20 protein-coding genes are annotated in these 24,960 nt (G+C 74.1%); 3 read left to right on the top strand and 17 right to left on the bottom strand.

The annotated features are described in order from the left end of the window. Positions 1–187: 187 nt before the first annotated feature. Complete coding sequence (locus BLR33_RS18485; RefSeq protein WP_176930314.1) at positions 188–1,864, top strand: AfsR/SARP family transcriptional regulator; 1,677 nt, start codon at positions 188–190, stop codon at positions 1,862–1,864. 52 nt (positions 1,865–1,916) lie between these two features. Here BLR33_RS18485 and BLR33_RS18490 read toward each other — a convergent pair whose 3' ends face one another. The 14 genes from BLR33_RS18490 to BLR33_RS18555 form a co-directional block, all read right to left on the bottom strand. Beyond that, positions 1,917–2,567 carry a TetR/AcrR family transcriptional regulator gene (locus BLR33_RS18490; RefSeq protein WP_093785624.1) on the bottom strand — a complete coding sequence of 217 codons (651 nt, stop codon included), beginning with the start codon at positions 2,565–2,567 and terminating at the stop codon, positions 1,917–1,919. 96 nt (positions 2,568–2,663) lie between these two features. Further along, a complete protein-coding gene (locus tag BLR33_RS18495; protein ID WP_093785625.1) occupies positions 2,664–3,446 on the bottom strand; it encodes a dienelactone hydrolase family protein in 783 nt (260 codons plus the stop codon). 85 nt (positions 3,447–3,531) lie between these two features. Beyond that, on the bottom strand, positions 3,532–3,852 hold the full coding sequence (locus BLR33_RS18500) for a DUF4873 domain-containing protein (protein ID WP_093785626.1): 321 nt from the start codon (positions 3,850–3,852) through the stop codon (positions 3,532–3,534). A gap of 97 nt (positions 3,853–3,949) precedes the next feature. Further along, positions 3,950–4,891, bottom strand: coding sequence for an AurF N-oxygenase family protein (locus BLR33_RS18505; protein ID WP_093785627.1), 942 nt, complete (start codon positions 4,889–4,891; stop codon positions 3,950–3,952). After that, positions 4,888–5,772 (bottom strand): ThiF family adenylyltransferase, encoded by an 885-nt coding sequence (locus tag BLR33_RS18510; protein WP_093785628.1) that lies wholly within the window; start codon positions 5,770–5,772, stop codon positions 4,888–4,890. The genes BLR33_RS18505 and BLR33_RS18510 overlap by 4 nt, the downstream gene beginning before the upstream one ends. Continuing rightward, positions 5,769–6,764, bottom strand: coding sequence for a hypothetical protein (locus BLR33_RS18515; protein ID WP_093785629.1), 996 nt, complete (start codon positions 6,762–6,764; stop codon positions 5,769–5,771). The genes BLR33_RS18510 and BLR33_RS18515 overlap by 4 nt, the downstream gene beginning before the upstream one ends. Beyond that, positions 6,761–8,062, bottom strand: coding sequence for an acyl-CoA dehydrogenase family protein (locus BLR33_RS18520; protein ID WP_245771499.1), 1,302 nt, complete (start codon positions 8,060–8,062; stop codon positions 6,761–6,763). The genes BLR33_RS18515 and BLR33_RS18520 overlap by 4 nt, the downstream gene beginning before the upstream one ends. A 147-nt stretch (positions 8,063–8,209) precedes the next feature. Next, on the bottom strand, positions 8,210–8,587 hold the full coding sequence (locus tag BLR33_RS18525) for an SCP2 sterol-binding domain-containing protein (protein WP_093785630.1): 378 nt from the start codon (positions 8,585–8,587) through the stop codon (positions 8,210–8,212). 134 nt (positions 8,588–8,721) lie between these two features. Further along, positions 8,722–10,389 carry a GMC family oxidoreductase gene (locus BLR33_RS18530; RefSeq protein WP_245771500.1) on the bottom strand — a complete coding sequence of 556 codons (1,668 nt, stop codon included), beginning with the start codon at positions 10,387–10,389 and terminating at the stop codon, positions 8,722–8,724. Then, positions 10,386–11,078, bottom strand: coding sequence for an SGNH/GDSL hydrolase family protein (locus BLR33_RS18535; protein ID WP_093785631.1), 693 nt, complete (start codon positions 11,076–11,078; stop codon positions 10,386–10,388). The genes BLR33_RS18530 and BLR33_RS18535 overlap by 4 nt, the downstream gene beginning before the upstream one ends. 47 nt (positions 11,079–11,125) lie before the next feature. After that, the gene (locus BLR33_RS18540; protein WP_093785632.1) at positions 11,126–11,389 is read right to left on the bottom strand and encodes an acyl carrier protein; all 264 of its coding nucleotides are present in this window, start codon (positions 11,387–11,389) and stop codon (positions 11,126–11,128) included. A 99-nt stretch (positions 11,390–11,488) separates the two neighbouring features. After that, on the bottom strand, positions 11,489–12,493 hold the full coding sequence (locus BLR33_RS18545) for a ribonucleotide-diphosphate reductase subunit beta (protein WP_093785633.1): 1,005 nt from the start codon (positions 12,491–12,493) through the stop codon (positions 11,489–11,491). Continuing rightward, complete coding sequence (locus BLR33_RS18550) at positions 12,490–14,214, bottom strand: AMP-binding protein (protein ID WP_093785634.1); 1,725 nt, start codon at positions 14,212–14,214, stop codon at positions 12,490–12,492. The genes BLR33_RS18545 and BLR33_RS18550 overlap by 4 nt, the downstream gene beginning before the upstream one ends. A gap of 547 nt (positions 14,215–14,761) precedes the next feature. Beyond that, the gene (locus BLR33_RS18555; RefSeq protein WP_093785635.1) at positions 14,762–16,276 is read right to left on the bottom strand and encodes a DHA2 family efflux MFS transporter permease subunit; all 1,515 of its coding nucleotides are present in this window, start codon (positions 16,274–16,276) and stop codon (positions 14,762–14,764) included. A gap of 254 nt (positions 16,277–16,530) precedes the next feature. Between BLR33_RS18555 and BLR33_RS18560 the strand changes: the two genes are divergently transcribed. Next, positions 16,531–17,529, top strand: a complete 999-nt coding sequence (locus BLR33_RS18560) for a beta-ketoacyl-ACP synthase 3 (protein WP_093785636.1) — start codon at positions 16,531–16,533, stop codon at positions 17,527–17,529. A 366-nt stretch (positions 17,530–17,895) separates the two neighbouring features. Here the strand turns inward: BLR33_RS18560 and BLR33_RS18565 are convergent, their stop codons facing one another. Next, positions 17,896–21,150 carry an AfsR/SARP family transcriptional regulator gene (locus BLR33_RS18565; protein ID WP_143031714.1) on the bottom strand — a complete coding sequence of 1,085 codons (3,255 nt, stop codon included), beginning with the start codon at positions 21,148–21,150 and terminating at the stop codon, positions 17,896–17,898. Positions 21,151–21,830: 680 nt separating this feature from the next. On the opposite strand from BLR33_RS18565, the gene BLR33_RS18570 reads away from it, so the two are divergent. Beyond that, positions 21,831–22,553, top strand: a complete 723-nt coding sequence (locus tag BLR33_RS18570; protein ID WP_093785638.1) for a nucleotidyltransferase domain-containing protein — start codon at positions 21,831–21,833, stop codon at positions 22,551–22,553. A 170-nt stretch (positions 22,554–22,723) separates the two neighbouring features. Here BLR33_RS18570 and BLR33_RS18575 read toward each other — a convergent pair whose 3' ends face one another. Both BLR33_RS18575 and BLR33_RS18580 read right to left on the bottom strand, forming a co-directional pair. Further along, a complete protein-coding gene (locus BLR33_RS18575; protein WP_093785639.1) occupies positions 22,724–23,719 on the bottom strand; it encodes a slipin family protein in 996 nt (331 codons plus the stop codon). A gap of 108 nt (positions 23,720–23,827) precedes the next feature. Further along, positions 23,828–24,775, bottom strand: coding sequence for an SCO2400 family protein (locus BLR33_RS18580; protein WP_093785640.1), 948 nt, complete (start codon positions 24,773–24,775; stop codon positions 23,828–23,830). Positions 24,776–24,960 lie beyond the last annotated feature (185 nt).

The raw sequence follows: 24,960 nt of genomic DNA on the forward strand, positions 1-24,960 counted from the left end.
GCGGGACCGCTCACGGGCTGTCAAGGATTCCTCCATCGCCGTGGTACCCGCATGCAGCCGACCTGCCCGGCGAACCGGTCCTGCCGGAAATCGGACTCCTGTACGGGGGTTCGCGCCTAGAGTGGTCGACGGGATCCGGTGTGGCCGGATTGCGTCGAGGGACGTCTCGCCGACAGGGAGTCGCCACATGGCCTTTGTGCGCCTGCTCGGGAACACGCAATGCCGGGGGCCGGACGGAACAGCGGTCGAACTCGGCGCGCCGCGGCAGCGCGGGGTGTTCGCGATGCTGGCCGTGAACGTGAACGAGGCCGTGACGACGGACAGTCTGATCGACTGGACCTGGGGAAGCGACCCGCCCTCCTCGGCCCGCAACATCGTGCAGGGCTACATCTCCCGGCTGCGCGGCGCGCTCGAGGCCGCCGGGATGTCGAAGGTGGCCGCGGTACGCCGGGCGCACGGCGGCTACGTGCTGGAACTGCCCGTGGAAGCGGTGGACCTGAACGTCTACCGCGACCTGGTGCTGCGGGCCCGGGCCGAGGAGGGCGCCGCCGGAGTGCGGCTGCTGCGGCAGGCCCTGTCGGTCTGGGAGGACAGCCCGCTCGGCGGTGTGAGCTGCCCGTGGGCCGACCGGATGCGCCGGGTCCTGGAGCTGGAGCGGCTGTCGGTGCTGGTGGAGTGCCACGAGGCCGAGTTGCGGCTCGGCCGCCACCGCCAACTCCTGGGCGAACTGCGCGCGCTGGCCGACCGCCACGCCGACAACGAGATCGTCGTGCGCAACCTGATGGCCGCGCTGCACCGTTCGGGCCTGCGCGCCGAGGCGCTGAACGCCTACGCCGACCTGCGCTGGCGGCTCGCCGACCACCTCGGGGTGGACCCGGGCAGCGAGACGCAGGCCCTGGCCGCCGAGATCCAGGGCGGCCCGGCGGCCGCCCGGTTGCCGAACGCGGCGGCCGGCACCCTGTCGGCCCCGCCCGCCGCCGACCCGCCGGCCCCCAGCCAACTGCCGCGCGCGGCACGGCTGATCGGCCGCGAGCAGGAAGTCGCCATGCTGGACGGCTCCGTGGCGGCGGCCGAGTCCGAGCGCAGCCTGCGCGTCATCCAGGGACCGCCGGGCGTGGGCAAGACCGCGCTGGCCGTCCACTGGGCGCACCGGGTCGCCCCCCTCTTCCCCGATGGGCAGATCTTCGCGGGCATGCACGGCAGCGAGGACGGCTCCATGGCGCAGGGGCCCGAGGACGCCATGCGGTTCGTGCTGCGCAGCCTCGGCGTGCCCGACCCGGAGGGCTGGGCCTCGCTGGACGAACTGGCCGTGCTCTACCGCAAGGCGGCGGCCGGCCGGCGGCTGCTCATCGTGCTGGACGACCTCGGCGCGGACGTCTCCGGCGAGTTGCTGCGGGACCTCTGCGATGGTGCGACCGTGGTGGCGACCACCCGCTCGACCGCGCTGCAGGGCAGGCTGCGGTCATGGCAGCCGATCCGGCTGGTCCGGCTGCGGGAGCTGAATGCGCGCCAGGCCGAGCGGATGCTCGCGGCGATCCTCGGCGAGGGCCGCGTCGGCGTGGAGGAGGAGGCGCTGCCGCGGCTGATCCAGGCCAGCGGCCGCACCCCGAAGGCGCTGACGCAGGTGGCCGAGATCGCCCTGAGCCGCCCCCACCTGAGCCTGTGGGACCTCAGCCGCATCCTGGAGGCCCGATCCGAGGCCCGACCGGGAACACAACCGGGAGCCCGGACGAAGGCCCACCGGGACAACCGGACTGAGGGCCACCCGGACATCCCGACCGGCGGCCACCCGGATACCCGGACCGCGGCCCATGACAGCGGCCCGCACCCCAACTCCCCGTCCGGGGACGGCATCGGCACCTGACGGCACCGCCCGAGGATGCGAAGGACGCCGATCCCGGGCCGTGGGGCCAGGCTCAGTACGCGCCCGCGCCCAGTGGCTTGCGGCCCGCCACCGCGAGCGCGTCGAAGAGCCCTTCCAGCTCGCCCAGCGTCTCGGCGAGCGCTTCCTCCTGGTCCTCCGCGCCGGCGATCGCCATCGCCGACTCGCACAGTGCCCCGTAGAGCAGGTGGCCGAGCGCGGGGACGGACCGGGTGGCGATGTCGCCCGCCTCCGCGGCCCGCCGGATGCCCTCCTGCATCATCTGCAGGCAGCCGGTGCTCATCTCGCGGATCGCGTCGGTGCCCAGCGCGCTCGGCGCGTCCAGCAGGGTGATCCGCTGGACATCGGCGGCGAGCACCTCGGCGAGGAAGGCCCGCGCGCCCGCGTACACCGCCTGCCAGGCGCCCGGCTCCGCGGTCTCCGCCGCCGTGTAGGCACGGGCCACCACCCGGGCCAGCCGCCGCTGCTCGCGCTCGTAGACCGCCCGGAAGAGGTCCTTCTTGCCGGAGAAGTGGTGGTAGAGCGCGCCCTTGGTCATGTGCGCCTGGCCGCACACCGCGTCCAGGGAGGCCGCGTGGTAACCGTGCGTGGCGAACTGCTCGCGGGCCGCCGCGAGCAGCGCCTCGATGGTGCTGTCCGAACGCTCGCGCTGTGTGACGTGGGTCCTGCCGCTTGCGGCTGCCACCGCTCACCTCCCGATCGTGCGCAATACGTCCAGCGTACAGTGGTTTCCATTCCGAGGGTACGTAAGCTGTGGTACGGGCGCGCGGCCGGGCCAGGTCTACGAGCTGCCGACCGCCGGGGCGCCCACCCGCCGGGCGAAGGCCAGCACCCGCTGCCAGGCGTCGGCGGACGCGTCGGCGTACTGCGACCGGGCGGCGTCGAAGAAGCTGTGCGGGGTGCCGGGATAGGTGACCACCTCGTGGTCGACCCCGGCGGCCGCCAGCGCCTCCTCGAACTCGGCCACGTGCCGCGCCGGGATGCCCGGGTCGTCGCCAGCCATCAGTGCCAGCACCGGGGACTTCAGCTCGGCGGCCCGCGCGGTGGGGCCGGGGGAGCCGTCCGGGCCGGCGGCCGGCCAGCAGTAGAAGCCCACCACCCCGGCCAGGTCCAGGTCCCGGGCGGCGCCCAGCACGGCGATCCGCCCGCCGATGCAGAAGCCCAGCGTCAGCACCCGCGACGCCGCGCCGCCCTGCGGGGAGCGGGCGTGGCCGACCGCCGCCGCCAGGTCGGTGTAGATGTTGCGCGGGGTCAAGGTGGCCATGTGGTCGGTGTACGGGAAGTCCTTGGCCCGCTTGCCGGTGCCCGCCGAGCGGCCGTAGTAGTCGTAGACGAGGGCGCCCAGGCCGTTCTCGGCGAACCGCAGCGCGAGTTCGGTGTAGAAGCCGTACAGGCCGCGCACGTCGGGCAGGATCACCACGGTGGTGTCGCTGCCGTCCTGGGGCGCGGCGGCGAAGGCGCCGAACACGTTGCCGTCGGCGGCCGTGAGCTCCAGGTACGCGGACCGGGTGGACGCGTCCTTGTCGGCGGGTACCGGCGGGACCGCGTCCTCGTCGAAGCACATGCGGGGTCGTTCCCTTCCTCTGTTCACTGGTGGTGCATGACGTGCTGGTGCTGCGCTGCTGGGCTGCCCGGCGGCCGCGGGCGGTTCAGTGGTCGTCGGCGGGCTCGACGTCCTCCACGCCGAAGGGGACGTGGAACGGGGGCGCGCTCTCTCCCTCGATGCGGTAACGATTCCACAGGTCGGGTTCGCCGATGCGCCCTTCGGCGAACCCCTCCTCCGTGCGGAGGATGACGGCCGCCCCGCGGTCGCCCACCAGCCGGGTCAGTGCCTCGTCGGCCGCCAGCCGGCCGTACCAGCGGTACCGCCCGTCCAGCGGCTGGAACTGCCCGAGCAGCCGGGCGCGGGTCGCGAAGCGCTCCTCGCCCACGATCACCACCGCGGGGCCGTCGTAGCCGTCGTCCTCCATGTCGCTCCTCGTCGCTCCTCGTGTGCCGGGGCGCACGGCCCGGCCGTTCAACCGGTGGGTATTGGGTGGCTGGTGCGTTGCAGGCGCGCGGACGCGCTCAGTGCGCCTTGTCCGGCAGCCAGCCCGCCTCGGCCCACACCTTCTCGGACTTGCCGCCGATCAGGCCGATCGACTGGTAGTACGGGGCGATCCGCTCGGCCCCGTAGGCGCCGTTGGCCTTCGCGATCGGGTTGCTGCGCCCGGCCGCCACGGCCTCCTTGGGGTCGATGCCGGCCCGCTCGTACATCAGCGGGTTGTAGCGGTCGTGCCGGATCGTCTTGACCACACTGGCCAGGAAGTTGCGCAGCATCTCCAGCTTGCGCTTGGAGAGGGTGGGCACGAACCGCTCCAACTCGGTGCGGGCGAAGCTGATGTGCCGCGCCTCCTCCACCACGTGGATACGGGCGACCGCGCGGACCACCGGCTGGACCGTCTCGTCGTTGGCCTGCTCGCGCTGGAAGCGGTCGAAGAACTCCTCGGTGAGCAGGATCATCGCCCACAGGGCCGGCACCGGCGCGAAAGTCTTCAGCAGCAGGCCGTTGCGGTGGGTCTTGGGGGAGACCGGGTAGAAGTCGATGCCGATCTTCTCCGCCAGCCGGGCGAACATGATCATGTGGCGGACCTCGTCGGCCACCTCGGTGATCGCGAACTGCACCTGGGGGCTGCTGATGTCGCGCTTGTAGGCGTACCGCGACACCAGGTGCATCAGGATGTGCTCGGTCCACACGCCCGCGGCCAGCGAGGAGCCCAGCTCCTCCCGGCTGAGCAGCAGCTTCTGCTCCTGGGTCAGCGACGCGTAGAGGTCGGTGCCGTAGATCGATATGCGCTTCTCGGGCAGGAACCACTTGCCGTCCTCCAGCGGCTGGTCCCAGTCGATGTCGACACGCGGGTCGTAGGAGTGCTTGGCGGACGCGATGAGCAGCTGCGCCGCCTTCTTCGTCTGCCGGGCGAGCGGGTCCGCGTCGCGGCGCCGCTCACCCGGTGTGGTGGCTGTCGTCATGGGGTGTGCTCCTGCTCCTTCGGGGTGGGCCGGGGTGCGGGTGAGACAAGGCTGTGGACGTCGAGCGTCAGGGTGTCCCGCACCGGGTTGCCGGCCAGCACCTCCACCACGTAGCGGCTGGCGATCACGCCGAACAGGTGGGAGGCGTAGACCAGTTGGGGGACGCTGTACTCGGCCTCGCCGCGGTGCGCGGTGATGTCGGCGATCAGGTCGGCGGGCACGATCTCGCGCGGGATGATCCGCAGCAGCAGGTTCCACAGCGTCTCGGTCGCCAGGTCCTGCTCGGTCACCTCGCCGGCCAGGGGCTCGGTCTCGACCCGGTAGTCGTAGTAGCGCACGTGCTGGGTGCCGGACATGTCGTAGCCGGAGACGACCGGCACGCGCAGCCGGGCCGCCTCGGCGTGCAGGGTGTACTTCGCCTGCCAGCCCTTGGCGGTGGTGACGTCCACGCCGTCCACCACCGCGTCCACGCCGTCCAGCAGCAGCGCGGCGTTGTCGGCCTGCACGCCGGCGGTGTCCACCACGACCTGGGCGTACGGGTTGATGGCGCGTACCCGGTCGGCGCCGACGTCGGCCTTGTTGCGGTCGAGGTCGGCCAGGGTGGCGCTCTGGCGGTTGAGGTTGTTCAGCTCGTAGGTGCCGGGCTCGGTGAGCACGAAGCCGCCCACGCCCAGCCGGGCCAGCGGCTCGATCGCGGCCCCGCCGGTGGAGCCGCAGCCGGCCACCAGGACCCGCGCGGTGCGCAGCCGGGCCTGCACCGCCTCGGGGATCAGCCCCCGGTTGCGCTCGGTGAACTCCCGGTAGAACGCGTCCGCGTCCCCGGGCACACCCTCGGGAACACCGTCGCGGACGCCGCCGGGAGCAGCTGTACTGCTGGTCATATCCGTACCCTTCTGATGGTGCCCTCGACCGTGGCGACCAGGTTCTTGAAGCCGGCCAGCGGGTCGGCGGCGGTCAGCGCCCGCTCCAGCCAGCCGATGAGCCGGTCCAGCTCCTCCCCGCCCGGGGCCCGCGCCACGAACGGCTTGACCACGTCGCGGGTCACATAGAGCGGGAAGTGGAGGTCGGTGTGCGGCAGCGAGGGCGCGGTGCCCTCGATGACGGTGATGTCCCTCAGGCTGCGGGTGAGCCGGCGGATCGCCAGCCCCTCCTCGCCGTCGCCGACCAGGTAGCGCGGGGCCGGGTCGAGCGCCCGCAGCGTCCGGTAGAAGGCGAGCATCATCTCCAGCGAGACCCGCAGCCGCGTCGCCGCCGAGGCGTCCTGCTCCGAGCCGCGCTGCACCAGCCGCTTGACCTCCCAGACCTCGTCGCTGTGCACCGAGTCCGGCACGGGCACGTGGTCGAAGAAGTTCACCCCGTGCGCCACCTCGGCCGGGAAGGGCCGGCGGGCGGGGTGGGTCAGCGGCAGCGGCTGCTCGTCGGTGGTGCCGACGTAGGAGACGTAGCGCAGGATCGCGCCGGTCTCCTCGCGCAGCGCCATGACGTGCACCTCCTCGCCGTGGTCGTCGTGCGGTTCGGCGAACAGGGCGCTGCCGTACGCGATCTCGTCGCTGGCGAAGCGCAGCCGCAGGTACTGGGCGAGCCGGAAGCCGTAGATCATCAGCCGGTAGCGGTCGGGCAGCCCCGACTGCGGGACGGCCAGCACGGTCAGGCCGTCCGGGCGGCGCGCCACGTAGAGCGGGTCGCACCGGTCCACCAGGCCGCGCAGGCTGATCCGGTCGTGCATCGCCGTCAGGTCGGCGACGTAGCGGCTGCGGCGCCCGGCGAGCCGGGCGTCCTCGGCGGCGGCCACGTCCGTGACGGCGTCCGCGGCGGTGGGCGGCACCGGGACCGCCGCCGCGGCGACGGCGGTCCCGGCCGGGCCTGCGGTCACACCCGCCGTCCGTACAGGGAGCCGGTGATCGCCAGGGCCAGCACCTCCGGGGTGCCCTCGTAGATCCGGGCGCCGAAGGACTCGCGGACCAGCTTCTCCACGTGGTTCTCCCGGCAGTAGCCGCGGGCGCCCAGGATCGACATGGCCTCCTCGGCCACCTCGATCGCCGCCCGGTCGGCGAACAGCTTGGCCACCGCCGGGCCGTAGACCGGCGCCGGCAGCATGTTGTCGGCCTGGTAGGCCGCCTGCAGGTACAGCAGCCGGGACGCCTCCACCTTCGCCGACATCTCGGCCAGCTTGCGGGCGGTGAACTGGTGCTCCCACAGGGGCTTGCCGGCCTGCACGCGCTCGCCGGCGAACTCCCGGGCGTACTCCAGGGCGCCGCGGGCCACACCGGTGGAGATCGCGGCCACGATCGAGCGGGCCTGGTTGGACTGCACCGACAGGTAGTTCCAGCCGTTGCCCTCGCCGAGGACGACGTTCTCGGCGGGCACCACCACGTCCTCGAAGGTCAGCGTGGTGCCCAGGCAGGCCCGGTAGCCCATCTTGTCGGCGACCGCGCCGCGGGTGACGCCCTCGCTGTCCAGCGGCACGACGAAGACGGTCAGGCCGGTGGCGCCGGGGTTGCCCTCGATGTTGGCGAACACCGTGGCCCACTGGGCCACCTTGCCGTTGGTGATGAAGCGCTTGATGCCGTTGAGCACGTAGCCGTCGCCGTCCCTGCGGGCGGTCATCACATCGGCGGCCAGCTCGGCGTTCTCGGGTATGAGCAGGTCGCAGCCGGAGACCTCCTCGGTGATGCCGTTGCAGGCGAGCACCGGCTCGTCGCCGAGGAAGGGCGGCAGGAAGCGGGCCTGCAGCTGCTGGTCGCCGGAGAACAGCACGGAGGTCTGGCCCAGCATGGAGGCGCCGAAGATCAGCGCGGTGCTGGCGCACACCGAGGCCAGCTCCTCCATGGCGACGGCCACACCGAGCACGCCCATGCCGCGGCCGCCGAAGTCCTTGGGGATGGTCAGGCGCAGCAATCCCAGCTCGTGGCCGAGGCGCACCATCTCCCAGTCGAACTCGTCGTGCGGCGCCAGGTCGTTCTCCAGCACCCGCGGCTTGACCACGGTCTGGGCGAACTCGCGGACCTCGTCGCGCAGTTCCTCCACGTCCGGCGGGAGGTCGAAGATCGAGGGCATGGCGGCGGCCTTGAGCGCCCGCAGGTCGGACAGGGTCGGCGCGTTGGGGACGGGGCCGGTGGGCACCGCGGAGGTGCCGAGGGAACCGGCGGTGGTCACAGGGCTATCGGTCACAGCTGGACTCTCTTCGCGTCGGGCGTCAGGGATGCGGTGGCGGACCGGGTAGGGCGGTGCCGGTGTGTCCGCGTGCGGCGGTGGTACGGCGGCGTACTGCGGCGGCAGGGCGGCGATACGTGCTGCGGCCGCGCGGCCTGAAGGGCCTCAGGCGGAGGCTGCGGTCAGCCGCCGGTGGTACTCGCGGCCGAGCACCGGCAGCAGGGCGCCCAGCTGCCGCACCGCGGTGACCTTGCCCTTGACGGCCAGGCCGTGCTCGACGATGGCGCGCGGCAGCGGCAGCTGCCCGAGCAGCACCGCGTGCAGGGCGTCGGTCTCGCCCTCCAGCCGGACGGTGGCGGCCTGCGCGCCCTCGGCCACCTCGTCCTTGTCGATGCGCAGTGCGACCTGCGGGCCGGTCAGCGCGAGCTGGAGCGAGAAGTCGCTCTCCTTGAGGGCGGCGGCGAAGGCCGCGTCGTTCAGGGCCGCCCGGGCGGCGTCGGCGAGGACCGCCTGGGCCTCGGCTGCGGTGGCGTGGACAGTCACGGGGGATGGCCTTTCCGGTGAGGAGTTCGCGGGACGGGTGCTCGGTGACGAGTGGGGATGCGAGGGGACGGGACGCGAGCGGTGGAGACCTGGGCGGGTGGGCCGGTACGGGGCCCTGCGGGCCCGGACCGCGTTCAGCGGCCGGCGAGTTGGCCGACCGGCGCCGCGTCGGCGGCGGCCAGGATCAGGTCGGCCGCGCGCTCGGCGATCATCACGGTGGGGGCGTGGGTGTGTCCGCGGGGGATCGAGGGCATCACCGAGGCATCGACGACTCTCAGTGCCTCGATCCCCCGCAGGCGCAGGTCCGCGTCGACGACGGCGTCCTCGTCCGCGCCCATCCGGCAGGTGCCGACGGGGTGGTAGAGGGTCTCGGCGTACGCGCGGACGAGGGCGGCGACCGACGACTCGGAGCGGTCGAAGGCGCCGGGGGTGAGCGGGCTGCCGAGCCGGTCGGCCAGGGCCGGCCGGCTGAGCACGTGCTGGGCCAGCCGGACACCCGCGGTCAGGGTCCGCAGGTCCTCGCCGGCCGGGTCGGACAGGTAGCGCGGGTCGATCAGCGGCGGCCCGGCCGGGTCGGCGGGGTTCAGCCGGATGCTGCCGTGGCTGCGCGGCCGCAGCAGCACCACACCGAGCGTGACGCCGTGCTGCGGGCGCGCCTGCCGCTGGTCGAGGAAGGGCAGCACCATCCACACCAGTTCCAGGTCGGGCGCCGCCAGCCGCTCGGAGCTGCGGACGAAGGCGAGCGCCTCGGCGATGTTGGAGGTCAGCCGGCCGCGGCGGCCCCGCAAGTAGGTGCCGATCTCGGCGGCCTGGTCGGCGACGCCCGGCGACACCTCGCCGTAGGCCTCGAAGGCGAGCGGCACATAGAGATGGTCGGTGAGGTTGCGGCCGACCTCGGGGCGGTCGGCGTGCACGGCGATGCCGAGCGCGGCCAGCTCGTCGGCCGGCCCGACGCCCGAGGTCAGCAGCAGGTGCGGGGTCCCGACGGCGCCGGCCGCCAGGATCACCTCGGCCTCGGCCCGCACCTGCGCGGGTCCTTCGGCGGTGCGGTAGGCCACGCCCACCGCGCGGCCGTCCTCGATCAGCACCCGCTCGACCTGGGCACCGGTGACGACGGTGAGGTTGGCGCGGTCCTGGGCGGGCCGCAGGTAGGCGTCGGCGGCGCTCCACCGGCGGCCGCCGCGCTGGGTGGTGTGCACCGGCCCCGCCCCCTCCGGGGCGAGCGAGGTGACACCGGTCAGGTCGGGGATGCGCGCCTGCCGGCACGCGGCCAGGAACTCCCGCGTGGCCTCGGACGGGTCGCGCAGGTCCTCGATCCGGATCGGGCCGCCGGAGCCGTACCCGGCCTCGTCGCCGTCCGGTTCGGGGCCGGCCGAGCGGTCCTCGGCCCGCTCGAAGTACGGCCTGACCTCATCGGCCGACCAGCCGGGCAGGCCGAGGGCGGCCCAGCCGTCGTAGTCGGCGCGGTGGCCGCGGGTCCAGATCTGGGCGTTCAGCGAGGAGGAGCCGCCCAGGGTGCGGCCGCGTGGCCAGTTCACCCGTCGCCCGTCCAGCTGGGCCTGCGGCTCGGTGGCGAAGGCCCAGTCGACGTCGGTGCCGAAGAGGGTGGGGAAGGCGGCCGGGATGCTGATCGCGGCCCGGCCGTCGCTGCCGCCGGCCTCGATCAGCACCACGTCGCCGTCACCGCCGGCGCTCAGCCGGGCGGCCAGCACGCAGCCGGCCGACCCGGCGCCGACGACGACGTAGCGCGCGGTCCTGATGTCCGTGGTGGCGGTCCCGCCCGCCTGCGCGGTGCCGCTCACCGCACCTGGCCCTGCGCGCCGTACCGGCTGAGCCGCTGGGAGAGCGTGCGGACGATCTCCGCGGCGAGCGCGGCCTGGCCCTCCATCGCGAAGTGGATGCCGTCCTCGCTCATCAACTCCGGCCGCTTGCGCACCGGGTGGTCCCACATCTCGACGACCATCGCGTCGTGCCGGGCGGCCACCGCCCGGATCCGGCTGTTGAGTTCGGCCACCCGCAGGCCGAACTCGGCGAGTTCGGGCACGGTGTCGAAGACGTTCGCCACGGTGAAGGCGAACACGTCGGCTCCCCGGCCGCGCAGCGCCGTGTACACGGCGTCCAGGTTCTCCTCCACCGCGTCGAAGTCGGGTTCGGGGTCGAAGATGTCGTTGCCGCCGGCGGCGACGTTGACCAGGTCGGGCTCGAACGCCATTACCTGCTCCAGCTGTTCCGCGCGCACCTCGGCGGTGCGCTTGCCGATGACACCGGTGTTCAGATAGGCGAAGTCGGGCCGCCCCTCGCCCAGTGCCGCGGCCACGCGCTTCGGCCAGGAGACGGTGGCGTAGCCGCGGCTGGGACCGCCGACCCCGGCCGCGAAGCTGTCGCCCATGGCGACGAACCGCTGCCAGGGGGCGCCTCGCAGCAGGCGGGCCGACTCCTCCTGCGACAGGCAGAGCGGGTCGGCGGCCTCGCGGCTGAGATCCTCGGTCATGGTGACGGTGCTCCTTCGTTGCCGTTCTTCCGGTTCGGTGGGGCCGGTCAGGCCGCGTCGGTCGGCGCCGCGGCCTGCGCCTCGACGAAGTCCTCGATGTCCTTGACTGTGGTGATGTCGGGGGTGCCGCCGGCGGCGGCCGGGTCGAGCGCGAACTCCTGCTCGATGCGCAGCGAGAGCTCTATGACGGCCAGGGAGTCGTAGCCGAGCTCCTCGACCAGGCGGTCCCCGGAGGCCGCCTCGCGCGCGCCCAGCGGGCTCATCTCGCCGACGATCGTGCGGACCTTGCTGCGTACGGTGCTGCTGTCCATGAGCGCTGCTCGCTTTCCGTTGTGTCGATGAAGGGCGCGGGACCCGCGGTCCCTGCGGCCGGGCGGTGCCGGTGGCCGGCTGCTCGCGGTTCGGGTGGTTCAGGCGGCGCGGGCGGCCGCGGCGCGGATCGGGTGCGGGGCGTTCCACCGCTCCTCGTAGGCGTCGACGGCCTGCTCGACCGCCTGGTCCCAGGCGAGCCCGGCCTTCTCCGTCAGGTGCGGCAGGCCCACCAGGCGCAGCTGCTTGAGCAGCCGCTCGCGGGCGATGTCGATCGCGCCCTGCAACTGGGCGGCCCGGCTGAAGAGGGCGGCCTGGATCGCGGGCACCGGGTTGTACCGGGACGGGCCGATCAGCACCCAGGCGGCCGAGCCGAGCGACTCGAAGTGCGCGTCCTCGACGACCTGCGCGAAGCCGCCGTTGACCACGCCGTCCTGGGCGGCCCGCAGGCCGAAGGAGACGTGCCGCGACTCGTCGCGGGTGACGTTGGTCAGGCCCTCCTCCAGGGCCGGCAGCTTCAGCCGCTTGGCCAGGAAGCGGGTGGTGCGCAGCGCGGTGGCGGCGAGCACGCCCTCGGTGATCAGGTGGTAGTAGATCAGCGCCCGGTACCAGGAGTCGCGGTCGGCGTGGTCGGAGCGCACCGCGTCGGTGACGCGCTGGAGTTCGGGCGCGAAGACCTCGGCGTAGTCCGCCGAGCCCTCCAGCTCCTTGCCGTCGGCGCCGTCCAGCGCGACCCCGCAGCCCTCCTCCAGGTAGGTCTGGAAGAAGCGTACGTGGCGGGCCTCGTCGGCCAGCTGGGTGCACAGGAAGATGCGGTCGTCCTCGGTGGGCGGGGCGTCGATCAGCGCGCCCAGCGTGTGGGTCACCGCGACCTCGCCGACCTCCAGCTCGGCGAGCGAGCCGAGCATCTGGCTGCGGGAGAAGGACGACAGCGCGTTCCACACGGTGGCGTCGCGGGCCGGGTCGACCTGGGCCACGGCCCACTGCTGTCGCTCCCAGCGCCGGTAGAGGTCGGCGGAGTTGGCCAGCCGGCCGTGCTGTTCTGCGGTGGTCTCCGGGGCGGTCTCGGTGACGTCGAGAACGAGCCCCGCGGAAGTGGCGGTCATGACGCAGCCCTGTCCATTCGTTCCGTCGAAGGTGCGGAGGATGCGGTGCCGGCGACGGCCGGACCGTGGGTGTCGTGCAGGACCCTGCCGGGCAGGGCGTTCTCGCCGGCCAGCCGGAAGAGCAGCCGGCGGCGCGGCTTGCCGCTGGAGGTGCGCGGGATGGTGCCGCGCCGGGCGGCCACCACGGTGATCGCGACCGTGGCGTCCAGCGAGGTGCGCAGCATGGTGAGCGCGGCCGGCAGCCACTCCTCGCCGGCGGCCTCGACCACGGCGACCGCCCGGCCGCGCCCGTCGCTGCTGCCCAGCGCGACCGCGCAGCGGCCGGCGGGCACGCCGGGCACGGCGGCCAGCGCCGCCTCCAGGTCCTCGGCGTGGACCTTGCGGCCGCGGACCTTGAGGCTGTCGCCGATCCGGCCGATCACATACAGCTCGCCGTCGAGCAGGAAGCCGGCGTCGCCGGTGTGCAGGCCCGCCGCGGTGAAGGGCGCGGAGGCGTCCGGGTCGGGCGACTGGTAGCCCAGCGCCACGGAGGAGCCGGTCACCCGGATCTCGCCGAAGGCCCCCTCGGGCACCGGCTTGCCGTCGTCGTCCACGATCTCCACGGCGGTCTCGGGGACCGGGCGGCCGCAGGAGCTGAGCCAGCCCGCCGGGTCCTCGGGGCGGTCGAAGCCCAGGGTGCCGGTGCCGTCCACCGCCACCGGCTCGCCGGTGGCTGGCGCGCCGGCCAGCCGGACGATCCGGGCGCCGGTGCCCGGGCGGACCCCGGTGACGGCGAGGGTGGTCTCGGCCATGCCGTAGCAGGGGGTGAAGGCGCTGGTGCGGAAGCCGTAGGGGTTCAGCCGGGTGGCGAAGTCGGCGGCGACCCGGGCGTCCACCCGCTCGGCGCCGCTCATCGCGACCCGCCAGGCGGAGAAGTCGCTGCCCGCCAGCTCCTCCTCCTTGACCCGCGAAGTGGCGTAGCCGTAGCCGAAGTTGGGGGCGGTGGTGATGCTGACGCCGTGCTTGCCGTGCGCCTCCAGCCAGCGGGCGGGGGAGCGGATGAAGTCCATCGGCGTCATCAGCCACAGGTCGATCTGGGCGACGACGGAGCCGAGGAAGGTGCCGATCAGGCCCATGTCGTGGTAGAGCGGCAGCCAGGACGAGCAGGAGTCCTCGGGGGTGACGCCGAGCCAGCCGTGGATGGCGGCGACGTTGGCCGCGAGGTTGTCCGCGGTCACCCGCACGCCCTTGGGGGTGCCGCTGGAGCCCGAGGTGAACTGCAGCAGGGCCAGCTCCGCGGTGCGCGGCCCGGCCGCCGGCTCGTCCGGCAGCGTCTCGGGGAGCACCAGCGGCGCCGGCAGGCCCGCCTTGGCGCAGGAGGCGGCCGACAGCGGCTCCATCGCCGCGTCGGTGAGGACGGCCGCGGGCTCGGCCGCGCGCAGCACGGCGGCGGAGTGGTCGCCGTAGGCCTCGTGGTTGGCGAAGGTGACCGGCGAGGCGATGGGCGAGGGGGTCAGCCCGGCGTACATGGTCCCCAGGAAGGCGGGGACGAAGGTCTCCGGGGTCTCGATCTGCAGGCTGACCACGCCCCGGGTGACGCCCTCGGCGGTGAGCAGCGCCGCGATCTGCCGGGCCTGCCGGGCGATCTCCGGGTAGCCGCGCAGCTGCCAGCCGTCCGCTCGGTAGTAGTGGATCCCGCGCTCGGGGACGGGATCGTCCAGCCAGTCAAGGACGGTGTTCAACGGTTCCCTCTCGGTGGACGGGCACTCGCTTGGTGTTACGCGCCCGGAGGGGAGTCCCCTCGGGAGATTTCGTGCCGCCTTTCCGCGGGCGGTGGTGAGACCGGTGCCGCGGTCCCGTTGCGCCGCGCGGTTCGTCCTGCTGTCGGCTGGTTTCGGCAGCTGGCGGCGGTGGTCAGCGGTGGTCGGCTGCTGGCGGTGGCTGGCGGTGGCTGGCGGTGGCTGGCGGTGGCTGGCGGTGGCTGGCGGTGGCTGGCGGCGATTGCCGACGGCTTCCGGCTTCCGACTTCCGGCGGCGTCCGGCTGCTGGCGGCGTGCGGAAGGCCGGGGGCGGACCGGGGGAGTTCCGCCCCCGGCCTTCGCGTGGCGCGGCGTCCGACCGCGCGGCCCGGGGCCGGCCGGGGATACCGGCGCCGGGAGTTGGGGGCCGGCCTGATGTCCTTACGGCCGGTTCCCGCCCGGCCGGGGACCCTGGGGCCTTGCCGGCCGGGCGGGTTCTGCTCTTGCGTTCTGCTGCGCTCTCGTGCGGGGTGCTGCCTGCCCGTGCGGGTCAGCCGCGGTCGGCCACCGCGGCGCCCTCGGCGGGCGCGGCGGCACCCCCGCTCGCGGCCGCGGCCGCGGCCTGCGCCTGGGCGGCCATGTACGCCTGCACCTGCCGCTGGGTCTCGGCGATGATGGCCATCGACTTCTTGGTGAAGAGCATCGAGGCGGGGATCGTCGAGGCCGCGAGGAAGACGCCGGCCAGCAGGAAGGCGTCCAGGTACGCCTGCGGCTGCAGCGGGTTGTGCGCGGCGATCACCGCGGCCATCACGGCGATGCCGATGGAGCCGCCGAACTGCCGTGCGGTGGTGTTCAGTCCGGTGCCCGCGGCGAACTTCAGCGGGTGCACCGAGATCGCCGCCGCCGTGGTGACGCTGGTCAGCGAGGCGCCGATGACGGCACCGCCGAAGGCGCCGTAGGGCAGCCAGATCGCGAGGAACTTCGGCTCGGCGCCCAGGGCGAAGTAGGCCCACAGGCTCAGCCCGAGGAAGATCAGCCCGCTGCCGATGACCACCGGGCGCTGCTTCTCCGGCTTGATCCTGCTGCCCACGATGATGGCGGTGACCGCGGACAGCACCGCGCCCGGGGTGACGGCCAGACCCGCCTTGAGCACCGAGTAGTGCCAGACGGTGGTCAGGTAGAGCGGCCCGGACAGGAACCAGACGAACAGGCCGGCGCCGATGAAGAAGACGGTGAGGTTGGCGGCCGCGAACATCCTGCTCTCCCACAGCGAGGTGTCCACCGCCGGGGCCTCCCGGCCGCGCGAGCGCAGCAGGGTGAAGGCGGTGAGCAGCACGCCGGCGCCGATCCAGCCCCACGTCTCGGCCGAACCCCAGCCCCAGTCCTCGCCCTTGGTGAGGCCGACGACGACGCCGGCGATGCCGAGGGTGACCGTGGCGGTGCCCAGGATGTCGGGTGACTTGCCGCCGGCCGCGGGGCGCTCCGGCAGCAGCTTCGCGCCGGCGAGCATCACGGCCAGGCCGATCGGCACGTTGATGATGAACACCGCGCGCCAGTCCCAGGCGCTGACCAGCAGGCCGCCGAGCGAGGGGCCGGCCGCCGCGGCGACCGATCCCGAGGCGCCCCACAGGCCGATGGCCTCGGCGCGTTTCTCGGCCGGTGTCTCGGCGAGTACGAGGCCGAGAGCGGCGGGGATCATGCCGGCGGCGCCGATGCCCTGCACCGCGCGCACGGCGATGAGGAAGTCCACGTTCGGCGCGGCGGCGCAGGCGATCGAGGCGAGGGTGAACAGGCCCAGCGAGCCGAGGAAGAAGCGGCGCCGGCCGAAGACGTCGGCGTACCGGCCGGCGGGGGTGAGCAGTGCGGCGAAGAGCACCCCGTAGCTCGTGACCACCCAGGTGAGGTTCGTCAGCGACTCGTGCGGAAAGTCCGACCGCAGATTCGGGAACGCCACGTTCACCACGGTGGTGTCGAGGAAGGCCATGAACGTGGCCGCCGCGGTGAGCAGCAGCGTCGTCCCCGCCTTCGAGCTCTCGGCCGCCGATGGGGCCGTTGCTGAGGTCACAGTCGCTTCCTTCCCAGTTACATTCCTTGGGTATGTAAGTACATACCCTCGGTATGTCGGTGTCAAGGCGAACCCGCGGCGCCGCGGGTGGGGGGACTCCGGCGCGCCCGTGGGGGTCTGTGCGGCAGCCCTACGAGGGGGTCTCGACGGGAGTTCTGCCGCAGTTCGGCGGGAGCCGGGCCGGGTGGCCGCGCGGGGGCGGGGGCCCGGGCGCGTAACACCTGCGGAAGCAGCGCTGACGACGGGAGCCCACAGTGCACAGCACCGAGAGCGAGCGCACGTTCCGGCCCGCGGCCGAGAAGGGACACGCGGCCGTCCTGGGCGTCGGGACCTACCGGCCCCGGCGGATCGTCACCAACGAGGAGATCTGCCGCACCCTGGACTCGTCCCCCGAGTGGATCCTGCGGCGCAGCGGCATCAACACCCGCTGCGTCGCCCAGAGCGACGAGACGCTGGTGGAGATGGGCGCCATCGCCGCCGGCAAGGCGCTGGCCGAGGCGGGCCTCGCGCCCACCGACATCGACCAGGTGCTGGTCGCCACCATGTCCGACATCGACGAGGGGCGGGACCTGGCCGCCGCCGTCGCCGCCCGGCTGGGCGTGCCCGGCGGCAGCGCGCAGGTCAGCGCCGCCTGCTCCGGCTTCACCGTCGCGCTCGCGCTGGCGGCAAGCCTGATCACCTCGGGCGCCGCCCGCAACTGCCTGGTGGTGGGCACCGAGCGGATGACGGACATCATCGACCCCACCGACCGCGGCACCGCGTTCCTGTTCTCCGACGGCGCCGGCGCGGCCGTCGTCGGCGCGGTGGCGGAGCCCGGCATCGGGCCCGTGGTGTGGGGCACCGACCCCGAACTCGCCGACACCATCACCGTGCGCCCGGAACCCGAGCACGACGGCCGCGCCATCCTGCGCATGCGCGGCTCCGCGGTCTTCCGCTGGGCGGTGACCCACCTGCCCGACGTGGCGACGGCCGCCCTCGAACGGTCCGGGCTCGGCCCCGGCGACGTGCAGGCGTTCGTCCCGCACCAGGCCAACCTGCGCATCATCGAGTCCGTCACCGACAGCATCGGCTTCCCCGGCCACGTCGCCGTCGCCCGCGACGTCGTGGACCAGGGCAACGCCTCGGCGGCCTCCATCCCCCTCGCGCTGGACCGGATGCGCACCTCGGGCACCCTGCGCACCGGCGACCTCGCCCTGCTCATCGGCTTCGGCGCGGGCCTCTCCTATGCCGCCACGGTGATCCGGGTGCCTTGACGCCCGTCCGGCAGAACCCGCCCCGGCATGCTCCCGGCCTCCGGCGGGGTGGCCCCCTCACCCCCCTGGGCCGGCGGCCGGAGACGTACCCCACCCTCCGCCGTGCGACGCGGCGGCGTGCTCGCCGCATCGCACAGCGGAGAGCGCCGGCCCCGCCGTGCCGGGCGGACGCCCCTACGTGCCGGGCACCCTCCGGTCCGTGTCCGGCACGGTCCTTGCCCGGCGGGGGCGGGACGTGCGTGCGGTGCCGGGCGCCTCGGGCCCGCCGGCGAGGAGCCACCAGCGCCGCGCGGTTCCGGGGCGCCCAGGCCCGGACCTCGTCGGTGCCGCCGTATGGGTCGCGGCACGCCCCGGCCGCGCTCGCCGTCACACCAGGGCGCGCAGGGAGTCCGCCTCCGGTACGCCGAGGCGCTCGGCTATGCGCAGGCCGCGCGTGGCGGGGCGCCGGGCGCGGCCCCGGCCGGGGCCGGCGCCCACCGCCCGGCTCCAGGCCAGCAGTGCCCGCACCTCGCCGAGCGGCTGCTGCCCCGCCTGGTAGATCGCGGCCGCCCGCCGGTAACCGGCGACGGCCTCGGTGCCGCGCCCGGCCGCCAGGGCACAGTCGGCCTGCGACATCAGGGCCAGCGCCACCACCGGGTGCAGCGCGGTGCCGCGCGCCACCGCCAGCGCCTGCCGGCACTCGGCCGCCGCGTCCTCGTACCGGCCCAGGCGGACCCGGACGGCGGCGCTCTCGGCCAGCGCGCGGGCCACGCCCTGCCGGTAGCCGAACTTCTCGGCGATCTGCCGGGCCTGGCCGAAGCTGCGCAGCGCCTCCTCGGGGCTGTCGGCCGCGGCCTCCACACTGCCCAGGTGGACCAGGCAGTCGGTCTCGATCCGCGGGTCCGACAGGTGCGGGATCGCCACCCGCGCCAGCCGCGCGGCCGCCGCCGCCCTCGCCTGCGCGCCCAGGTCGCTGTGGATGCCGGCCCGGCAGGTCAGCGCGATCGCCAGCCCCTCGTGGAAGGACATCGCCTCGCTCGTGCGCACCGCCAAAGTGCACCAGCGCTCGGCCTCCTCGTAGTGGCCCATGTGGCGCAGCGTCAGGGCGAGGTAGCCCGGCAGCCGCACCCGGCCGAACTGCGAGTCGGCCCGCTCCACCAGCGTCAGCGCCCGCCGGAAGTGGCGCAGCGCCTCGGCCATCGCCCCCGCGTCGTAGACGTTGCGGGCGATGCGGGCCAGCGCGTTCGCCTGCCCCGCCCAGTCGCCCATGTCCTCGTGGATGCGCAGCGCCCGGGTCAAGTAGCGGTCGGCCAGGCCCAGTTCGCCGACCGACCAGTACGCGCGGCCCAGCGTGGTCATCGCCAGTGCCTCCCCGGCCCGCCATCGCGCCCCGCGTGCCACCCGCACCGCGGCGCGCGCGTGGCTCATCTCGCCCTCGCCGTGGCCGACCCGGTAGTGCACGTCCGCCATGTTCAGCAGCATCCCGGTGTGCGCGCGGCCGTCGCCGGACAGCGCGGTCTGCCCCAGTGCGGCGGTGACCGCGGCCCCCCAGTCCTCGCCGCCCGGGTGCAGCCGGATGAAGCCCAGCATCGCGTCGGCCAGCTGCCAACTGGGCCGCCCCAGGCCCATCTCGGCCGCGTGCTTGACCGCCGCGCACAGATTGGCCTTCTCCCGGTCCAGCCACTCGATGCCCATCCCCTGCAGCGCCGCCGGCTCCTGGACCGCGCCGAAGGGCGGCCAGCCCTGCACCGCGCCCCGGTGGAAGCCGGCCACCTGGATGTTCTGGCTGCTGCTGGCCGCCTCCACGCACCGCCGGTACCACTCCAGCAGCCGCACCAGGACCTTCTCGCGCACCGGCCGCGGATCGGCGGCGGCGATCTCGGCCGCGTACTGCCGGACCATGTCGTGCAGCCGGTAGCGGTGCGAGGCGTACTCGGTGAGCAGGTTCGCCTGCACCAGCGCGCCCAGGCGCCGGTCGGCCTCCGGCAGCGAGCAGTCCGCGAGCGCGGCGGCCGCCTCGACCTCGAAGTCCGACCCGGGGATCAGCCCGATCCAGCGGAACATCTGCCGCTGCGCGGGGGCCAGCCGCCGGTAGGACAGGTCGAGGGCCACCCGCATCGCGCCCCGCGCGAGGTCGCTCTCGGCCGCCGCGGTGACCTGCGCCAGCAGCGAGGCCAGCGACTGCTCCGGGCGGCTCGCGGCATAGGCGGCGTTCAGCTGCAGGGTCAGCGGCAGCCGGCCCGAGACCCGCACCAGGCCGTCGGCCGCCGCCGGGTCGGCGTCCACCCGCTCGGTGCCCACCAGCCGCCGGAACAGCGCGAGCGAGGCCGGCATGTCCAGCACGTCCAGCGCGCACTCCTCGGCGAAGTAGCGGACCGTCAGCTCCGGCATGCGGCCGCGCGCGGTGACCACCACCGCGCTGCTGTGCGCGCCGGTGGGCAGCAGGTCGCGCACCTGCTCCGGGCCCGCCGCGTCGTCCAGCACGATGAGGACCCGGTGCCGGGCGAGCAGGGTGCGGTAGAGGGCGGCCCGCTCGTCCTGGCCGTACGGGATGTCGGCGGCGGGCACGCCCAGCGCGAGGAGCACCCGGGCGAGCGTCTCGGCCGGCGAGAGCGGCTCCAGGTTGCGGTGGTGGCCGCGCATGGCGACGAAGAACCGCCCGTCGGGGAAGGCGTCGCGGGCCTGCTGCGCCCACTGCAGCGCCAGCGTCGTCTTCCCCGATCCGGGCAGCCCGCTGACCACGAACAGGTTCCGGCCCGGGCCCACCGCGGCGGCCTGCGCCGGGCGGGCGGTGGCCAGCACGTCCATCGCCCGCAGCTCCTCCTCGCGGCCGAGGAAGACCTCCGGGGCCGGCGGCATCGACAGATCGGCGCCGATCGGGGCCCGGTCGTGGGGGTCCGGCCGCCGGCGCAGCAGCGACGCGCTCGCCGCCTGCAGCTCCGGGCCCGGCCGCGTCGCCAGGTCCCGGGCCAGCCGCTCCACGAAGGCGGCGTACTGGCGCAGCGCCTCGGCCTGGTTGCCGCTGCCGCTGTGCGCCTTGACCAGCCGCAGCATCAGGTCCTCGGCATAGGGGTGCTCGGCGATCAGCCACTGCAGCTCCGGCAGGATCTCGCGGGCCCGGCCCAGCCGCAGCTGCGTGTCGTAGAAGGAGTTGAGCACCTGGCGGCGCTGCTCCTCCAGGCCCGCCCGCAGCGACTCGACCCCGGTGCCCCACAGTCCGGTCAGCGGGGTGCCCGACCACTCGTCGAGCGCCTGGCGCAGCAGCCGGGCCCGCTCCTCGACCGGCGAGTCGTGCCGGCCGCCGCGGGCCGCCAGGTCGCGGAAGCGGTACAGGTCGACCGCGGAGCGGTCGGCGTGCAGCACGTAGCCGCCGTCGCGGGCGGCCAGCTCCACCGCGCTCCCGCGCGGCGCCGCGGCGGCCAGCGCCTTGCGCAGCCTGGTGGCGTAGCCGGCCATCACGTTGCGGGCCATGCGCGGCGGGCGGCCGTCCCACAGCAGCTCGGCCAGCCGGTCGAAGGGCACCGGTACGCCCACGTCCGCCATGAGCAGGGCCAGCAGACCGCGCTGGCGGGGGTGGCCGATCTCCAGATCGCGTCCGCCCGCGAGCGCACGCACCGGGCCGAGAAGTCGTAAGTCGATCAACTGACGCTCCACTCAGCAGAGATGATGTACCCCTCAAAACACCTCGGTGCCGTTGTCCGCGTGACCCGATGTTACGGGCCGGTGGCGGAAGTGACCATGCCCACCGGATGCGGCGGCAATGCCCCGGTCACTCGGCGGTGACCGCCGCCGGTCTGCCTTTCGTCGGTATTTCGCGAGATTTACCGAGGAGTAAGCGCTTTCGCCGGCTCCGGCCCCGCGGCCTGTGCTGTTACCCCGAATTCACGTTTCGCGGCGGCCGTGGGCATTCCCATCTTTCACTCCTGCCCCGTGCGTGCGCATTCGTATGCGCGAAAGGGCACGGCGTTTACCCGTCGGCACCGCCGTGACCGTGCGGTGGGCGCTGCCGTGAAAATCAGGATTTCGCGCGGTGCCTTCCGGCGTGGCGCGCAGCCGATACGCGGTGCCCGCTGCGAGAATCACTGCGCGTGTGTTCGCCTCACTCCGCGTGAGAGACGGTGCGGCCGCCCCCGCGCGGGGGCGCCCCGGCCGGCGCGGTTCGGGTCAGCCGAGCGGCGAACCGGGTTCGGGTGGTGCGTGTGGGGCGCCCCGCCCGAGCCACGCTTTCCCCTGGTGCCCGCCCCGGCCGGGAAATCCGTTCGCCCCGGCCCGCCGCCGCGCGCGACCATGAGCGCTCGCCCGCAGCACCCGGAGAGTCGCCCATGAGCGCAAGTGCACCCCCAACTCCCCACGTCCTGCTGTCCGGTGTGGTCGGCTCGACCGCCTACGGGCTCGCGCACGCCGGTTCCGACATCGACCGGCTCGGCGTGTTCGCCGCGCCCACCGAGGAGTTGGTCGGCCTGCACCGGCCCCGGGAGAGCCACGTCACCACCCGGCCCGACCGCACCCTGCACGAGGCCGCCAAGTGGGCCCGGCTCGCCCTGTCCGGCAACCCCACCGTGCTCGAACTCGCCTGGCTGCCCGACGAGCTGTACGAGGTCCGCACCCCGCTCGGTGACGAACTCATCGCCATCCGCGAGGCGTTCCTGTCCGCGCACCGGGTGCGCGCGGCCTATCTCGGCTACGCCACCCAGCAGTTCAGGCGGCTGTACGAGCGGGGCGACGGCGCCCTCTCCGCCGAGGTCCGCGAGCGCACCGCCAAGCACGCCCGGCACCTGAAGCGGCTGTGCCACCAGGGGTACACCCTCTACGCGACCGGCGAACTGCCGGTCCGGCTGGAGGACCCCGAGGAGTACCGCGCCTTCGGCCGGGAGGTCGCCCGCGACGGCATGGCCGCGCTGCCGCTGCTCCGGCACTACGAGCACGCCTTCGACACCACCGTGAGCGTCCTGCCCGACGCGCCCGACGAGCGCCCGGTCGAGGCCTGGCTGCGCCGTGTCCGCCGCGCCTTCTACGACCGCGAGCAGCAGGCGGCCGCCTCGTAGCCGCCGGACCCGGCTCCGGACGGGAGCCGGGTCCGGCGAGCGGAGTCCTCAGGCCGGACGTTTTCAGGCCGGACGTCTCAGGCTGCTGCCCGCGGGGCCGGGAGGACTCGGCCTCGCGGGCAATGCGCGTGCCAGGCCCCGCCGCCCAGGCGGGCTTTGTCGGACAGGTCCTACGAGCGCCGTGGGTGGGAGCCGGCCAGCGGCTCGCGCAGGTCCAGGTCGGGTTCGCCGACGAGTCCGGCGCCCGGCTCGTCCCCCGCCGCCCGCCCCGGCTCGATCGCCGCGGGCTCCTCCTCGGGGTGCGGCCCGTCCGGCGCGGGCGCGCCACTGTCCCGCCCCGCCGCTCCGCTCCCGCCGTCCGCGGGGGCCGCTTCGCGCTCCCCGTCCTGCCCCTGGCCGGCCGCGCCCTGCTGCGCCCGCTCCAGGAAGCGCAGCAGCTCGACCGGGAAGGGCAGCACCAGCGTGGAGTTCTTCTCGGCGGCCACCGCCACGATGGTCTGGAGCAGCCGCAGCTGCAGGGCCGAGGGCTCGGCCGACATCTGGTGGGCGGCCTGCGACAGCTTCTTGGCCGCCTGGAACTCCGCGTCCGCGTTGATCACCCGGGCCCGGCGCTCCCGGTCGGCCTCGGCCTGGCGGGCCATGGAGCGCTTCATCGTCTCCGGCAGCGAGACGTCCTTGATCTCCACCCGGTCCACCTGCACGCCCCAGCCGATCGCCGGGCTGTCGATCATCAGTTCCAGGCCCTGGTTGAGCTTCTCCCGGTTGGACAGCAGGTCGTCCAGGTCGCTCTTGCCGATGATGGAGCGCAGCGATGTCTGCGCCATCTGCGAGACGGCGAACCGGTAGTCGGCCACCTTGATCACGGCGGCGGCGGGGTCGACCACCTTGAAGTAGACCACCGCGTCGACGCGGACCGTCACGTTGTCGCGCGTGATGCCCTCCTGCGCGGGCACCGGCATCGTGACGATCTGCATGTTCACCTTGTGCACACGGTCGACGACCGGCACCACCAGGATGAAGCCCGGCTCCCTGACCTCCCGGCGCAGCCGGCCGAGCCGCAGCACCACGGCCCGCTCGTACTGCTTGACCACGCGGGCCGAGGCCAGCACATAGACCAGGCCCACCACGACCACCACGGCGGCCACCGTGAGGAGTACCGCGAGCATCACGCACCCCCAAAGGTCCGAACATTCCCCTACCTACTCAACGTAGTCCTTGCGGGAACAGTTCGGACATTTCGGGTGAAACTCGCGCGATCGGGATGGTGGGGAGGATCACTCGATGCAGAGCACCAGGACGCACAGCCCGTGCTGACCCGAGGTGGAGCCGGGGTCCGTGGTCGCGGGCGGCGTGGTCGGGTCGCTGGTCGCGGGCGGGGTGGCCGAGGTGCTGCCGCCCGTGCTCGTGCCGCTGCCCGCGGTGGTCCCGCTGCTCTGGTCGTCACTGCCGGTGCTGGTGGAAGCCGCCGAGGTGCTCGTGCTGCCCGTCGCCGTGGTCTGCGACGGCGCCTGGGTGGTGCTCGTCTGCGGCGCCCGGTGGGCGTGCGAGGTGGTGGCCGTCGTCGTGCCGGTCAGCGGGGAGCTGGCCGCGCTGTCGGTGCTCGGGTGGCTGGTCTGCGCCGCCGGGCGGGCGTGGGCGCCGCGCTGCTTGGGAACCGAGGGCGCGTTGTGCGCGCTGCCGGTGTTCCCGGCCGGGGCGGTGTCGTTGCCGGCCTGCGTCCCGGAGCCGCCGTCCTGCAGCGAGACGGGCGTCACCGTGTCGTACGACGACGCGCTCGCCGGTCCGCCGCGGCCCGTGGTGTGCACGGCCGCCAGCGTCACGCCGCCGCCGAAGAGGGCGAAGGCGGTGGCGACACCCGCGCGGCGCCGGCTCTTCTTCCAGCGGGCCATCTGCCGCCTGCGGGCGGCCCGGCCGCGGTGCAGGGTGGGCGCGATGGACGCCGGGCCGAGGACGGACTCCTGCTCGCCCGACTCCCCGCCGGCCGGGGCGGGTTCGGGCAGCGGCAGGGGCGCGGCGGCGGCCTGCGGCTGCCAGGCGCGGCCAGCCGGTTCCAGCGCGGCGTCGAGTTCCTGGAGGACGGCACCGGCCCGCGAGGACGGCGGTATCGGGCCGCCGGCGAAGGAGTTGCGGCGGGGTATGTCGGCCTCAGGCGCGCAGGCGCCGCAACCCGGGCACACCAGCGCCCCGTTGAGAGTGCGCTGGCACGTGTAGCAGTAGTCCATCCGCGGTCTTCCTGTGTGCTGACTGCGGCCGGGGAGGCCACTGGCATGTTCGCGTCCACCCGGTCAGGGCAGGTGTCACAAGCTAACAGCCGTTCTGGGAGAGGTCGAGTGAGACTTGTGATGCTCCTGCAAAGATCGTCGGTGATCTCGGGCACCGCCCGCGGCAGGCGTCCCGCTATGTCCGA

This window comes from Actinacidiphila guanduensis (assembly GCF_900103985.1).
In the GTDB taxonomy this organism is placed as follows: domain Bacteria; phylum Actinomycetota; class Actinomycetes; order Streptomycetales; family Streptomycetaceae; genus Actinacidiphila; species Actinacidiphila guanduensis.